The sequence below is a fragment of the Catenovulum sp. 2E275 genome (assembly GCF_025515275.1).
Taxonomy (GTDB): domain Bacteria; phylum Pseudomonadota; class Gammaproteobacteria; order Enterobacterales; family Alteromonadaceae; genus Catenovulum.
In genome coordinates, this window is sequence record NZ_JAOPFU010000026.1 from 43,432 (window position 1) to 58,163 (window position 14,732).

Genomic DNA, 14,732 nt, shown 5'->3' on the forward strand with positions numbered 1-14,732 from the left:
TTAAATCTCGGTTTTATCTTTAAACTCACATAAATCTTCGATAATACAAGCGCCACATTTTGGCTTTCTGGCTACACAAATATAACGCCCGTGTAAAATTAACCAATGATGTACATCCACTTTAAATTCAGCCGGAACCACTTTAAGCAACTTTTCTTCTACTGCGACAACATCTTTACCAGCCGCTAATTTTGTGCGGTTACTCACTCTGAAAATATGGGTGTCTACCGCTATTGTTGGCCAGCCAAAGGCTGTATTTAAAACTACGTTAGCCGTTTTTCGGCCGACACCGGGTAGGGCTTCTAATGCTGCTCTGTCTTCTGGCACTTGGCTATTATGTTTGTCGATTAATATTTTACAGGCTTTAATCACATTGTTAGCTTTACTATTATAAAGGCCAATGGTCTTGATATATTCTTTTAAACCATCTACGCCTAATGCGTAAATGGCTTCGGGTGTGTTAGCAACAGGGTAGAGCTTACGGGTTGCTTTGTTAACACTCACATCAGTTGCTTGTGCTGATAATGTCACTGCAACTAATAATTCAAACGGGGTTGAAAACTCCAATTCAGTGGTTGGATTTGGATTTTGTTCTCTTAATCTGGATAAGATTTCTACTCGTTTTGCTTGATTCATAACAGTTGTAACTATGGATTAGCTCTCAGTGGTAACTCGTGCTCGTTCAATTTTTTCAGACTTTTTGCTTTCGCCGACAACTAAAGCTTCAATTCGTTTTTCATAACGATTTTTTAAAGCTATTAGTAAACCCATGATAATAAAAGCTCCCGGCGGCAAAATAGAGACTAAAAAGTGTTGTTCAAAATCAAATAGATGTACTGTCCAGTTGCTGGCAAAATCGCCTAATAATAGGTCAGCTCCAGAAAATAAAGTACCGTTGCCTAATAATTCACGGATACCGCCTAATACTAAAAGTACAACTAAAAAACCTGAGCCCATCATAAAACCATCCCAAGCAGCTAAAGGGACACTATTTTTAGAGGCAAAAGCTTCGGCACGACCAATAATGGCACAGTTAGTCACAATAAGCGGAATGAAGATACCTAAAGTTTGATAAAGCTCATACGTGTAGGCGTTCATTAATAGCTGAACTATGGTAACTAAAGATGCAATAATCATTACAAAAACTGGAATGCGGATTTCATTTGGGATCCAGTTTCTGACCACAGATACACTTATATTTGAGCCAATTAAAACCAATAAAGTCGCTATACCTAAACCTAAACCATTAATAAAAGTATTGGTCACGGCAAGTAAAGGACACAATCCCAGCATTTGAACAAGTGCTGGATTATTTTTCCATAAACCTTGCCAGCTGATTTCCTGAATTTGATTCATTAATGATCTCCACAATTACTGGGTAAATCGAAAATTTGCTGCTGTTGTTCAGACCAAAGCACCGTATTTTTAATTGATTTTACAACGGCTCTGGGGGTAATGGTTGCCCCTGTAAATTGATCAAATTGGCCGCCATCTTTACGGACAGCCCAAGACGACAAATTGTCTTCTGTCACAGTTAAGCCATTAAAAAAGGTTATCCAACGCGATTTTTTAAATTCTATTTTATCGCCTAGCCCGGGGGTTTCGTTATGGCTGGTGGTTCTCACCCCTAAAATACTTTGCTGGGTATTTACTCCAACGAGTAAATCAATACGGCCATTATAACCATCTGGCGCTATGCTTTCTATGACCAGTGCGCTTGGGGTATTGTTTAAACGTGCTCTGAATACTCTGATTGGTTGGTCGTTTTGATCGTACATAAGTCGGCAATCTTGAGTAATATCATTGTTGTATAAGTCTTTAGGAATGATCTCATTGATATTTTTTAAGACTGCATTGTTTTTTTCTTCTGCAATTTTATCTTTAGTTAAAATGTGGGTCGCAGTGACTAAACCAGTGGTGACGACTGCAAAGGCTGTCAAAATGGCACTTGCTTTACTAATTGGATGAATTTTAAACATAATTAGCCCTTCACATGCCCATAAGTTCTTGGTTTAGTGTAGTAGTCAATTAATGGCACACACATATTCGCTAATAACACTGCAAAAGCGACAGCTTCTGGGTAGCCGCCCCAGTTACGAATAACAAATACCAAAGAGGCAACTAACAGCGCATAAATAATACGACCTTTAGGCGTTGTTGAAGCTGTCACCGGATCGGTAAGAATAAAAAATGCGGCAAACATAGTTGCACCAGAAGTTATTTGCATTAATGGGTCTGCAATACTTTGTGGCGAGGCCAAATAACATATTCCACTGAGTAAAAATAAGCTCGCAATAAAAGTAAGCGGTATACGCCAGTTAATAATTTTGCGTTGTAGTAGCCATAAGCCACCTAACAAATAAGCTAAGTTAACCTGCATCCAACCAATACCAAAATCATGGTTAAAAATATTTTGCTGTAAAATTTCCTGATAGGTTTGTTGATTACTTAACCCTGTTTTAATGGCATCAAGAGGTGTTGCCATTGTGATGCCATCTAAGCTGGTTCTAAACTGAGCGAGTGAATAACCCTGATCGCTGTAACCGGTAAAAATGACTAAAATCATATCCCAAGCAGAGAGGCTATATTCAATTAGATTAAGTGGTGGCAGCCAAAGTGTCATTGCCAGTGGGAACGAAACCAGTAAAACCACATAGCCAGCCATAGCCGGATTAAATAAATTTTGCCCTAAACCACCATAAATTTGCTTTGCTATTACAATTGCAAAACAGGCACCGATAACGGCAATCCACCAAGGTGCTAAAGGGGGTAAGCAAATTCCTAAAAGCAAACCAGTTAACAGTGCCGAATTATCTTTAATTTGCATAAAAGAGCGGTTTCTTTGTCGTAAACAAATTATTTCAGTTAATAATGCTGCGGTAATTGCTAAGGCGATTTGGACTAAAACACCGATACCAAAATACCAAACTTGCGCCAATATCCCCGGAATACAGGCAAGAATAACGGCTAGCATTACATCGCTGGTTTTACGTTTTATTCTGTTATGTGGTGAGCTGGAGACTTTAAAATTCATTATTTATCTCCCAATGCTTGTTTTTTAGCTTTTGCTTTAGCAATTGCGGCTTTCACTCTTTGCTGCCTTATCTCTGCTTCAGTTAATTCATTCTCAGCCGTTTCTGTTGACTTCACATCGGTTGCGGCAGATGGCTCTGGTTCATTTTTGGGTGATGCTGTTTCGGTTTGGTTTGCTAGATTTTCCGGTTCAGCTTGCTCATTTGATCCTGCTTGAGCCTCAGCTTGGCGTTTTGCTTTAATTTTGTCAGCAATCGCTTTGGCTTTAATTTGAGCCGGTGTTAAACTTTGCTCCGTATCCTTATTATCGCTTTCGGTTTTTCCTGCTGCATTGTCAGGGTCGGCCGGTACATCAGATCCAGTTTGAGCCTCAGCTTGGCGTTTTGCTTTAATTTTGTCAGCAATCGCTTTGGCTTTAATTTGAGCCGGTGTTAAACCTTGTTCCGTATCTTTATTATCGCTTTCGGTTTTTCCTGCTACAGTGTCAGCCTCAGCTGGTGCATCAGATCCCGCTTGAGTTTCGGCTTGGCGTTTTGCTTTAATTTTTTCAGCAATTGCTTTGGCTTTAATTTGAGCCGGTGTTAAACCTTGTTCCGTATCTTTATTATCGCTTTCTGTTTTTACTGCTGCATTGTCAGGTTCGGCCGGTGCATCAGATCCCGCTTGAGCTTCGGCTTGGCGTTTTGCTTTAATTTTTTCGGCAATCGCTTTGGCTTTCGCCTGTGCCGAATCTTCAGTCGTTGGAGTCTTATCTGTGTCTTTTGCTAATTGTTCTGCTTTTGCTTGTGCGGCTTTTTTCGCTTTAGCCCTTGCAATCGCAGCTGCTGCTGTTGCCTTAGCTGATGTATCTTGACTAACGGCTGAATCAGCAACATTTTGTGCTGTTTTATTGGTTGTTTCTTGCTGCTCTGGCGTTTCTTTAGCTTGCTTTTTCGCTTGGACTCTAGCCAGTGCTGCAGCTACTTTGTCTTGTGCCCCCTGATCTTTAGCCATTGCTTTTTTACGGCTTTCGGCTGCTTGTTGGTGTTTGTCTAAACGCTCTTGTTTTTCACGTTCTAATCTTTCGTTGCGAGCATTAAAACGTTCTTTCGCTTTTTCTGCTTTTTCATGTTCAAGCTGTTCAGTTTTTATATCGGCTTTAGCAATTCGATAATACTGAACTAAAGGTATTTCACTTGGGCAGACATAAGCACATGCGCCACATTCAATGCAATCAAAGAGTTTATAATCCTGTGCTTTGTCATATTCTTTAGCTTTACTATGCCAATAGAGCTGTTGTGGTAACAGTGACGCAGGGCAGGCATCGGCACAATAACCGCAGCGAATACACGCTTGCTCATTTTCTGGGGCTGGTAAGGCTTTATCACTAGGCGCTAATATACAGTTTGTCATTTTAGCAACTGGGGTTGCCAAACTATGTAGTGCAAAGCCCATCATTGGGCCGCCCATAATAACCCTAGGTTTTTTAAGCGGTTTATAACCTTGATTATCTAATAAAAATTGTACCGGTGTGCCAATTCTGGCCCATACATTTTGGGCAGAATTAACCTGCTCACCTGTCACAGTCACAACTCTTTCAATCAAAGGCTCACCCTGCACAATGGCTTTATACGCAGCGTACGCTGTGCCTATATTTTGGCTGATAATGCCTAAATCTGCGGTAATGCCTCGGCTGGGCACTTCTTGCCCTGTAATAACTTGAATTAGTTGTTTTTCACCACCAGCCGGATATTTGGTTGGGATGGCTCTCACTACAAATTTGGTTTTACCGCTACAAGCCGCTTCTATTGCCGCGATAGCTTCTGGTTTATTATTTTCAATTGCGATCACTACTAATTTGGGTTGAAGCAGATGGGTAAATATCTCAATACCGCTTACAATTTCATTAGCATGTTCCCGCATCAACATATCATCAGCTGTGATATAGGGCTCACACTCCACACCGTTAATAATTAACAGCTCAATGGGTTGTGAGTTAGATTGCTTAACATAAGTTGGGAAAGAAGCACCACCTAAACCCGAAATACCAGCCTGTTTGAGCTTATCTAACAGCTCCACTTTACTTAATGTAAAATAATTTGGCGTAGGGGACTTTTCACACCAGTTATCTAAACTATCCGGTTTAAGCACTATTGCCAGCTCTTCTAAACCAGATGGATGCGCTGAAATTCTTGGTTCTATTGCAATAATCTCACCAGAGGTTGGAGCATGTACAGGCAGCTCCATTGGCCCTTGAACCTGAGTAAGGGCTTGTCCTTTTAAAACTGAATCCCCTATTTGAACAACAATATTAGCCGGATGACCAATATGCTGTTTAACCGGAATAATATATTCATCCGCAAGCGGTAGTTGTTTGATTGGGCTGTGGTTTGATAATTTTTTTCGTTCCGGCGGAAAAACGCCACCGGGAAAATCCCATAAATAGCCAGATTTTATTTTTTCTATTAAAGAATCCACGCAGACTCCAACGGATAATTCAGGGGTTATAACTGTTTAACCGGAATGGCATTTAGCTGCCAGCGCCAGTTTTCTGGTTTAGTTGCAACAGGTATCATATCAATACAGTCAACCGGACAAGGCTCAACACATAAATCACAACCGGTACATTCATCGGTTATGACTGTATGCATGTGTTTGGCTGCGCCAACAATTGCATCAACCGGACAAGCCTGAATACATTTAGTACAGCCAATACATTCAGCTTCGCGTATATAAGCTACTTTTTTAACAGGCTCGGCAACTTCGCCCTCGGTTCCGGCCAAAGGTTTTACTTCTTTACCGGTTAAATCTGCCAGTTTTTTGATGGTTGCATCACCACCGGGCGGACATTTATTAATATCATCACCATTGGCGATAGCTTCTGCATAAGGTTTACAACCGGGGTAACCACATTGACCACATTGTGTTTGTGGCAAAATTTCATCAATTTGATCCACTAGTGGATCGCTTTCCACCTTAAATCGAATATTGGCATAACCTAAAATAGCACCAAAAATCAGTGCAATAATGCCTAGTGCAAGCAGTGAATACAGCAAAATCATGAGGTTTTAATCAATCCTGTAAATCCAAGAAACGCTAATGACATTAAACCTGCTGTGACCATTGCAATTGCAGAACCTTTAAAGGGTGAGGGAATATCGGCAGCGGCTAATCTTTCGCGCATTGCAGAAAATAATATCAGTACCAGTGAAAAGCCAACCGCAGCAGAAAATCCGTAGACAGCAGATTCAACCAGATTATGTTTTTCATTAATATTTAATAACGCAACCCCTAAAACCGCGCAGTTTGTGGTGATTAAAGGTAAAAATATACCCAACAGGCGATATAAACTCGGGCTGGTTTTATGTACCACCATTTCAGTAAACTGAACCACAACCGCAATGACTAAAATAAAAGCCAGCGTACGTAAAAACTCAATCCCCAATGGCAGCAGGATATAGTGGTCAATTAAATAACTAGCAATCGACGCCAGTGTTAATACAAAAGTTGTCGCCAAAGACATGCCTATAGCCGTTTCAACTTTGCCGGATACCCCCATAAAAGGGCATAAGCCTAAAAACTTAACTAAAACAAAGTTATTGACTAAAACGGTTGCAATAAAAATTAAAAAATAATCAGTCATAATCGTTCTGTAATTTGTATGCCGAATAAAATAAGTTTGCCTGTATGGCAAAACAAGATGTGAAAAACATACTTTTTAAGAAAATTTTAGCGGCGCTATTATCCGGTTTTAGAGCACAGATAACAACTTGTGATGTGCATGGTTTTTAACTTATTTGAGAATTAATTTCATTTATTCTGTAATTTTTTGATTTAGGATAAATAAATTTTATCGTATTGATTAAAATGGTGTTGGTTTACCTACTAAGTATCCTTGCGTGCCGTCAATAAATAATTTTTCTAATGTTTGTTTTTCAGCTTCACTTTCAACGCTCTCGGCGATCACACTAATGCCTATCCTATGCGCAAGCTCAACCAAAATTCGGACAAAATACTGATTGTCTTTATCTGTGTCTATATTACGGCTATAACTGCCATCTAATTTGATAAAGTCCGGCTTAACTTCCCGGAAAAAAGTCAGTGAACTAAAGCCTGTGCCAAAACGTTCTATAGTAATTTTTGCGCCACATTTATGCAGCATTTTGACAAATTTTTTGGAAGCTGAGGCATTTTGACTAAAACCAAATTCGGTTATTTCAAATATCAATTTGGTGGTGATAGACGGATCTTGTAATAAACGTTTTTCTAGCCAATCCACAAATGCTTCATCATGTACGGTTTTGGCACTTAAATTAATCGCAAAACTTTGTCCGGTTAAATTTTTTTGTTGGATAGCTTCAAGTGTTTTTTCGATAACTAATTTATCTAAGCTAATGATTTTGTCTAATTTATCCGCCATCGCCACTAAAGAATGAGTCGGTAAAAGCTGTTCATCTGGGGTGTTAAAACGAGCTAAAATCTCAGAATAAACTTTAGAAATTTTATTGGTTGGCTGAATTGGCTGACAATATAAAACCAGACTTTGTTGCTTGATAATATGGTTAATAGCATCCTGCCAATTTTGGCGGCCATATTTAGCACTCGGATGATCTAATACAGATTTATCATGTTGAATAAAGCAAGCATTGACTGACTGGGTTTGCGCCAAACTAATTGCGGTATCAGCTAAAGCCAGGAGTTCAGTAATTGCATCGTTTGACTGAAAAGGAACCATACCGGTATAAGCGACCGTGGTCGTTTGTAATCTAGTTTGCAGTTCATTAAATTTAGCCGTTAACTCAGACGCAATCGTATTGATTTGATCTGCTTCTAACTTGGGCAGGAGCAAAGCAAAATCAGCCCCTTTAATGCGGTATAAAATCGGATTATTTGGCAGAGATTGGGCGATTTTAGTTAATGTTTGCGCTAATGCATTGAGGTAATCGTCACCAATATGAAACCCACGGGTCTGATTAACTGTTTGTAATTCGCTGGCTCGGATAATTGCTAAATAGCCAGAATGCTCAGCCGTAGGATCAGATAAAAGGGTTTTAAAGGATTCTAAAAATGCTTTACGGTTGGCTAAACCTGTTAATTCATCGATTTTGGCTTCTTGTTGTAAGTTTTGGGTCGATAATTTCCATTCTTCAATTTGCTGATTAAGGGACTGATGCTGAGATTGCAATGTCTCGTACAAACGAACACATTCTTGTGGTAAAGCAACTTGAGCCGATTCAGTTAAGTTAGCCTCTTCACCATTAAATTGCTGCGCTAATATTGATGTGATTTTATTGAGTGCTTTTTTAAAGTTAATTAAAGCGGCAATACTAAACAGGCAGACAGCGGCTAACATACAAAGCCAAGTGTATAAGAGTAGGGCATTAGCTTGTTTAAAATCTTCAATCGCCGTCAGTTGATAACTGATACTAAATAACTGGTTATTACTTTGAATTAGAGCTGGTTTATATTGAAAACCAAACAGGCGGGATAATGTTTGAGTAAAATTAAATTCACCCTCAGGTGCAGAAAATTGGTGTAAAACAGCGCCACTTTGCCACTCAACTTTAAATTCTGTGTATTGATAAGTTGCCTTTAGTGACTTAATGATATCTTTTGTTTTTTGAGTTGAATGCGAGTCAAATAATTCAGCCAGTAATAAACCATGCTGAGCTTGTTTTTGTTGGTAAGTTTGGGTGACATATTGGCAGATTACAAAATTGAGGAACAGGCAAGTGATTAATCCTATTATCAAGTTTTGTACAAAAATCCGTCTTAAAAAGTTCATTAACTACCATACTCCGATAATGCTCTAGCTTATTTTTAAACTTTAGCTGATTCTGAGCTAACATAGCAAAATACTATGTTGATTCCAATGACGAAACAAGGGCAGAGTATACAGCTTAATTTAACCTGTAAATTTAACGTCAGGAAAATAAAAAGATAATAATCAGAAAGTTTATAATAAACAATAAATTAAGCTAAAAACGAATGAAGTATAAGGGGAATAAATAAGATAAGAAGTGGAGCCAGATATTAAGTTGGCTCCCCCTCCCCGACTCGAACGGGGGACCTGCGGATTAACAGTCCGTCGCTCTAACCAACTGAGCTAAGGGGGAATAACTTAAATGATAACCTTGACGAGTGGCTCCCCCTCCCCGACTCGAACGGGGGACCTGCGGATTAACAGTCCGTCGCTCTAACCAACTGAGCTAAGGGGGAATTGTCTCGGTCAACGGGGGCGCATCTTAATGATACTCTTAGCTGCTGTCAACAAAGTTTTTATCAAATTTATTAAAAAATTACTGTTTGTTTAAAATATCAGCTTGGTAGATTTATTTTTGAGCAAAAATAGCCTAGTTGGGTCGTTTTTAGCTAATTTTCCTGACTGTGTTTTATCTTTGCGTTTTATTTTAGGCTGGAGGGTTTTATTCGCAGCTCTCGTTTTAGTTAACCGTTTATAGTTAACTTACTGTTGTCTGGCAGATAAGAAAAATGAAGCCCAATAATGAATCAGAAAAATGGTTATTTTGGTGCAATATTCATTTTATTTTTGAAGAATAAAATATCCAGTAGTCATTTTTATACTTTGTAAATCTGTTACAAAAATAAACAGATAAGCTGGCAGGCTAGATAAATCAAGGCTTAGCTTTGGTTATCCACCAAAGTTGTGGATAACTGTGTTTATAAGTTTGAATATCTGGGTCTAAGCCGCGTCATTACTGTGTCAATAAAAAATGTTTAAATTTTGTGTTTTTTTTATTTTTGAATATATATCAATGGTTTAAGTTTATTTTGATTAGTATGATTGAATAATAAACACTAAGATAAAAATCGTTAACTGATATTGTGCATATCATTTTTTAATCACTGTTCAAATTTTCAAAAAACAGGCCAAAATATCTTCAAAAATATTTATGTAAAGCTGAATTTGTAGCTAAAAGGTTAATATTTGTTGGCAGTACAAAAGCTTTAGCTACATTATTATTAAAAATATTGCAGCCAGATGAATCGCAAGGCTGTTGTAACTATTTGTCTGGTCAGTTTTTATCTTGGCTAAAACATGGCACTTATTTTACTTATCCCTTAAACTAACGCGCTCTGTAATTCTATTGATTGGATTTTGCCGTGCCGTCTGAACCAAAAAAGAATGATTTATTAACTCAGCCAATTAAACCAACTTTAAAGCGGATGACTATTCCAATGGTAATCGGCATGATTGCATTAATGTCGTTTAATTTGGTTGATACATTTTTTATTGGGTTATTAGGGACAGATGAATTAGCCGCCGTTAGTTTTACCTTTCCAATTACGTTTACCTTAATTAGTTTAACCATTGGCCTTGGTGTTGGCACCTCTGCCGTGATTGCCAAAACTTTGGGTAGTGGGGCAGAAGATAAAGCTCATTTGCAGGGCACCAGTGCATTATTACTGTCGATTGTTTTGGTGATTATACTGGCTGCAGCCGGTTATTTGGTCACTGAACCTTTATTTATTTTACTGGGCAGTGAAGAAAATACGTTACCGCATATCAAAGACTATATGCATATATGGTATTTAGGCTCGGTTTTTTTAGCTTTACCTATGATAGGTAATGCAATTTTACGCGCTTCGGGCGATACCAAAACCCCTAGCTCTATTATGGCATTTGGTGGACTTATCAATGCGATATTAGATCCGATCCTAATTTTTGGCTGGGGGCCTATTTCCGCCATGGGAATTAAAGGCGCGGCAATTGCTAGTGTGATTTCATGGGTGATCAGCAGCTCGGTATTAATGTATATATTAGTGGTTAAACGAGGTTTAATTGAGCTAACTTTACCCAGTTGGCATAGATTAAAAGAATCAACTTTCAGCATTTTAAAAATTGGGTTACCGGCTGCTGGAGCCAATATGTTAACTCCAATTGCGATGAGTATTTTAACTGCGATTATTGCCCGTTTTGGTCACGAAGCGGTGGCAGCATTTGGTGTGGGCCAGCGGATCGAATCTATTGCCAGTATTGTTGTATTGGCTTTATCTATGACATTGCCGCCTTTTATTAGTCAAAATTTTGGGGCAAATCAAACTAACCGTGTCCAGCAGGCGTATCAAATTGTGAGCCGCTTTGTTTTAGTATGGCAGTTTGTTGTGTACTTAATTTTAGCTTTGTTAGCGCCTTGGATTGCTAAAGCGTTTTCAGCAGAGACTCAAGTACAAGATTTAATTTGTGCGTTTATCTGGATCTTGCCTTTGGCGTACGGTTTGCAGGGGATTGTTATTTTAACTAACTCATCTTTTAATGCATTGCACCAGCCAATGGTATCAGTCCAGTTAAGCATTTTACGGTTATTTGTTTTTTATGTACCTTTTGCTTATGTGGGCGGGTTAATCGGTGGCATTTTAGGTTTATTTGCCGGTTGTGTTATTGCGAACTTATGTATGGCTGGTGTGTCTTATTTGCGTTTTTCACGTTATTTTAAACAACTTCAGCACAAGGTCTTGGTGTGATGAAAGCTTTTGACTTAAATTCAAATTATCAGGCGGCGGGTGACCAACCTAAAGCCATTGCTCAGTTAATTGAGGGGATTGAAGCTGGTTTGGCGCATCAAACTTTACTTGGTGTTACAGGCTCAGGTAAAACTTTTACAATTGCTAATGTTATCGCCAGTTTAGATCGACCAGCTATTTTAATGGCGCCGAATAAAACGCTAGCGGCTCAGTTATATGGTGAGATGAAAGAGTTTTTCCCTAATAACGCGGTTGAATATTTTGTTTCATATTATGATTATTACCAGCCGGAGGCGTATGTTCCGGCAACCGATACTTTTATTGAAAAAGATGCATCAATTAATGATCATATCGAGCAAATGCGTTTATCCGCGACCAAGGCACTAATGGAACGGCGTGATGTTATTATTGTTGCGTCAGTTTCTGCCATTTATGGTCTAGGTGATCCGCAGTCGTATATGCAAATGTTATTGCATTTGCGACAAGGTGATTTAATTGACCAAAGGGCCATTTTGCGCCGGTTAGCCGAATTACAATATACCCGTAACGACATTGATTTTCAGCGCGGTACTTATCGGGTGCGTGGTGATGTAATCGATATTTTTCCGGCGGATTCTGAACGTTATGCCGTTCGGGTTGAATTATTTGATGAAGAGCTGGAGCGGATCACTGAATTTGATCCTTTAACCGGTGAAATGTTGCGCCAGTTAGTTCGAGCGACTATTTATCCTAAAACTCACTATGTGACCCCGCGCGAAACGATAGTGGACGCAACAGAGCAAATTAAGCAGGAATTAAGACAACGCAAACAACAATTAATTGATGCTAATAAATTAGTAGAAGAGCAAAGACTGACCCAACGTACGCAATATGATTTAGAAATGATGCTTGAACTAGGGTATTGCTCTGGCATTGAAAACTACTCAAGGTATTTATCGGGCCGTGCCAATGGCGAGCCGCCTCCGACGTTAATCGATTATTTACCGGCTGACGGGATTATGATTATTGATGAATCCCATGTCACAGTGCCACAAATCGGAGCCATGTATAAAGGCGATAGGGCGCGTAAAGAAAACTTAGTGGAATATGGATTCAGATTACCGTCTGCTTTAGATAACCGGCCACTTAAATTTGAAGAGTTTGAACGCTTGATGCCACAGGCCATTTTTGTTTCAGCAACACCGGGACCTTATGAGCTGGATAAATCGGGGAGCGATATTGCAGAGCAGGTGGTTAGACCGACCGGTTTGGTTGATCCTCAAATTGAGGTGAGACCGGTTAATACTCAGGTTGATGACCTGATGTCTGAAGCAAGGCTAAGAATTGCAGCCGGTGAACGGGTTTTAGTGACCACTTTAACCAAACGTATGGCTGAAGATTTAACCGATTATTTAAATGATCATGATATTAAAGTTCGTTATTTGCATTCAGATATAGATACAGTTGAAAGAATGGAAATTATTCGGGACTTACGATTAGGTAAATTTGATATTTTGGTTGGTATTAACTTATTGCGTGAAGGTTTGGATATGCCGGAAGTATCATTGGTGGCTATTTTTGACGCGGATAAAGAAGGCTTTTTACGTTCAGAGCGCTCACTAATTCAAACCATTGGCCGGGCTGCACGTAACTTAAATGGTAAAGCCATTTTATATGCTGATACCATTACTAAATCTATGCGTAAAGCGATTGACGAAACCGATCGTCGCCGTGAAAAGCAAGTCGCGTTTAACCAGCAACACGGTATTACCCCGCAAGCACTGAATAAAAAAATTACCGATATTATGGATTTAGGCCATTCAGACGAAGCGCCAAGCGGGCAAGTTAAACTGCGTAAAGTTGCGGATAAAAAAGCACAATATAAATTGGATAATGCAGATGCTATCGCTAAACAAATTAAACAGTTAGAAGCTAAAATGTTTGAACATGCACGCAATTTAGAGTTTGAGCAAGCGGCTAAATTACGCGATGATATTCATGACTTACAACAAGCATTGCTAAAAGTGTAGCTCTAATTTAAAACTCTTCTCAAAGGAAACATACAGTGCTGGATTTTATTATTAATTGGTACAACAAACGTTTTTCTGATCCGGACGCAATTACACTGGCATTGATTTTAGCGTTTATTTTTATCGGCCTGATAGTGTTGGGCGATATATTAGCACCTGTCATTGTGGCGTTGGTGATTGCGTATTTATTGGAGTGGCCGATTACTCATTTAGTCCGTTTAGGGGTTAGGCGCAGCTTGGCCGTTGGCGCAGTTATGATCTTGTTTGTTTTTATCTGTACACTTTCTTTATTGGGTTTAACCCCGTTAATTTGGCATCAGTTGATTAATTTAACTGGTGAAATTCCTAATATTATTCAGCAAGGGCAAAACTATTTATTAAATATCCCCGAATATCAGCAAGTGATTAAGGAAGAGCAAATTAAAGCGATTACCGCCTCGGTTAATAATCAGGTGGTTGAATCAAGTAAAACCTTAGTAACCGCATCGCTTAATTCAATTGTTACTATTGTCACTTTATTAATTTATCTGGTGTTAGTGCCGCTATTAGTCTTTTTTATGCTGGCCGATAAAGAAACGCTGCTCAGACAAGTGATGTTTATTATGCCGAACAAACGTCGTTTAGCGGTTAAAGTATGGGCAGAGATGAACCAGCAAATTGGTAATTATATTCAAGGTAAAGTATTTGAAATTTTGATTGTTGGTAGTATTTCTGTCATTGCATTTTTATTACTGGATTTACGCTACGCTGTATTACTGGGTGTAGCTGTGGGCTTTTCGGTATTAATTCCTTATATTGGCGCGGCGGTTGTCACTGTACCGGTTGCTGTGGTTGCTTTATTTCAATTTGGGGTAAGTCCTGAATTTTGGTATGTCATGATAGTTTATGGGATTATTCAGGCTATCGATGGCAATGTGATTGTTCCTATTTTATTTTCGCAGGCGGTTAATTTACATCCGGTATTTATTATCATTGCCGTTTTATTCTTTGGAGGTGTTTGGGGATTTTGGGGGGTATTTTTTGCCATACCACTCGCCACTTTAGTGAAAGCTGTGATTAACGCATGGCCTAAACATTCACAAATTGATGCGTTGGATACTAATACTTTATAAAGCTTGTGATGATTAACTAACCTCAACTCTGGATAACAAATTGCTTTCTAGTGGTTATTTTCCCCGATAACTACGTTGAATTCGCTAGTAATAGCCAGCTATTACGTACGCA

11 protein-coding genes and 2 tRNA genes are annotated in these 14,732 nt (G+C 39.0%); 3 read left to right on the top strand and 10 right to left on the bottom strand.

The genetic code is table 11. The features are described from left to right. The 10 genes from nth to N7931_RS12685 form a co-directional block, all read right to left on the bottom strand. Positions 1–636, bottom strand: a complete 636-nt coding sequence (nth, locus tag N7931_RS12640; protein ID WP_262794555.1) for an endonuclease III — start codon at positions 634–636, stop codon at positions 1–3. A gap of 18 nt (positions 637–654) precedes the next feature. Then, a complete protein-coding gene (locus N7931_RS12645) occupies positions 655–1,356 on the bottom strand; it encodes an electron transport complex subunit E (RefSeq protein ID WP_262794557.1) in 702 nt (233 codons plus the stop codon). After that, on the bottom strand, positions 1,356–1,979 hold the full coding sequence (gene rsxG, locus N7931_RS12650) for an electron transport complex subunit RsxG (protein WP_262794559.1): 624 nt from the start codon (positions 1,977–1,979) through the stop codon (positions 1,356–1,358). Before rsxG ends, N7931_RS12645 begins: the two co-directional genes overlap by 1 nt. 2 nt (positions 1,980–1,981) lie before the next feature. Continuing rightward, complete coding sequence (gene rsxD, locus N7931_RS12655; protein ID WP_262794561.1) at positions 1,982–3,034, bottom strand: electron transport complex subunit RsxD; 1,053 nt, start codon at positions 3,032–3,034, stop codon at positions 1,982–1,984. After that, complete coding sequence (gene rsxC, locus N7931_RS12660) at positions 3,034–5,490, bottom strand: electron transport complex subunit RsxC (protein WP_262794562.1); 2,457 nt, start codon at positions 5,488–5,490, stop codon at positions 3,034–3,036. Before rsxC ends, rsxD begins: the two co-directional genes overlap by 1 nt. 26 nt (positions 5,491–5,516) lie before the next feature. Beyond that, a complete protein-coding gene (rsxB, locus tag N7931_RS12665; RefSeq protein WP_262794563.1) occupies positions 5,517–6,074 on the bottom strand; it encodes an electron transport complex subunit RsxB in 558 nt (185 codons plus the stop codon). Continuing rightward, positions 6,071–6,655, bottom strand: coding sequence for an electron transport complex subunit RsxA (gene rsxA, locus N7931_RS12670; protein WP_262794565.1), 585 nt, complete (start codon positions 6,653–6,655; stop codon positions 6,071–6,073). Before rsxA ends, rsxB begins: the two co-directional genes overlap by 4 nt. A gap of 219 nt (positions 6,656–6,874) precedes the next feature. After that, entirely contained in the window at positions 6,875–8,797 is a 1,923-nt protein-coding gene (locus N7931_RS12675; protein WP_262794566.1) for an EAL domain-containing protein, read from the bottom strand. 254 nt (positions 8,798–9,051) lie between these two features. Continuing rightward, positions 9,052–9,128, bottom strand: a tRNA-Asn gene (locus tag N7931_RS12680). Positions 9,129–9,154: 26 nt separating this feature from the next. Further along, positions 9,155–9,231: transfer RNA gene (locus N7931_RS12685), tRNA-Asn, on the bottom strand. Positions 9,232–10,200: 969 nt separating this feature from the next. Between N7931_RS12685 and N7931_RS12690 the strand changes: the two genes are divergently transcribed. Genes N7931_RS12690 through N7931_RS12700 form a run of 3 tightly spaced genes read left to right on the top strand, consistent with a single transcriptional unit; the run spans position 10,201 to position 14,620 of the window. Continuing rightward, positions 10,201–11,499 carry an MATE family efflux transporter gene (locus N7931_RS12690; RefSeq protein WP_262794570.1) on the top strand — a complete coding sequence of 433 codons (1,299 nt, stop codon included), beginning with the start codon at positions 10,201–10,203 and terminating at the stop codon, positions 11,497–11,499. Further along, a complete protein-coding gene (gene uvrB, locus N7931_RS12695) occupies positions 11,499–13,508 on the top strand; it encodes an excinuclease ABC subunit UvrB (protein WP_410369353.1) in 2,010 nt (669 codons plus the stop codon). Before N7931_RS12690 ends, uvrB begins: the two co-directional genes overlap by 1 nt. Positions 13,509–13,543: 35 nt before the next feature. Next, on the top strand, positions 13,544–14,620 hold the full coding sequence (locus N7931_RS12700; protein ID WP_262794568.1) for an AI-2E family transporter: 1,077 nt from the start codon (positions 13,544–13,546) through the stop codon (positions 14,618–14,620). The last annotated feature ends 112 nt before the right edge of the window (positions 14,621–14,732 follow it).

Bases quoted from the DNA above. Each gene is read 5' to 3' on its own strand.
- nth (WP_262794555.1), bottom strand. From the start codon at position 636: ATGAATCAAGCAAAACGAGTAGAAATCTTATCCAGATTAAGAGAACAA.
- N7931_RS12690 (WP_262794570.1), top strand. From the start codon at position 10,201: ATGACTATTCCAATGGTAATCGGCATGATTGCATTAATGTCGTTTAAT.
- rsxG (WP_262794559.1), bottom strand. From the start codon at position 1,979: ATGTTTAAAATTCATCCAATTAGTAAAGCAAGTGCCATTTTGACAGCC.
- rsxB (WP_262794563.1), bottom strand. From the start codon at position 6,074: ATGATTTTGCTGTATTCACTGCTTGCACTAGGCATTATTGCACTGATT.
- N7931_RS12645 (WP_262794557.1), bottom strand. From the start codon at position 1,356: ATGAATCAAATTCAGGAAATCAGCTGGCAAGGTTTATGGAAAAATAAT.
- N7931_RS12675 (WP_262794566.1), bottom strand. From the start codon at position 8,797: ATGAACTTTTTAAGACGGATTTTTGTACAAAACTTGATAATAGGATTA.
- rsxA (WP_262794565.1), bottom strand. From the start codon at position 6,655: ATGACTGATTATTTTTTAATTTTTATTGCAACCGTTTTAGTCAATAAC.
- uvrB (WP_410369353.1), top strand. From the start codon at position 11,499: ATGAAAGCTTTTGACTTAAATTCAAATTATCAGGCGGCGGGTGACCAA.
- rsxD (WP_262794561.1), bottom strand. From the start codon at position 3,034: ATGAATTTTAAAGTCTCCAGCTCACCACATAACAGAATAAAACGTAAA.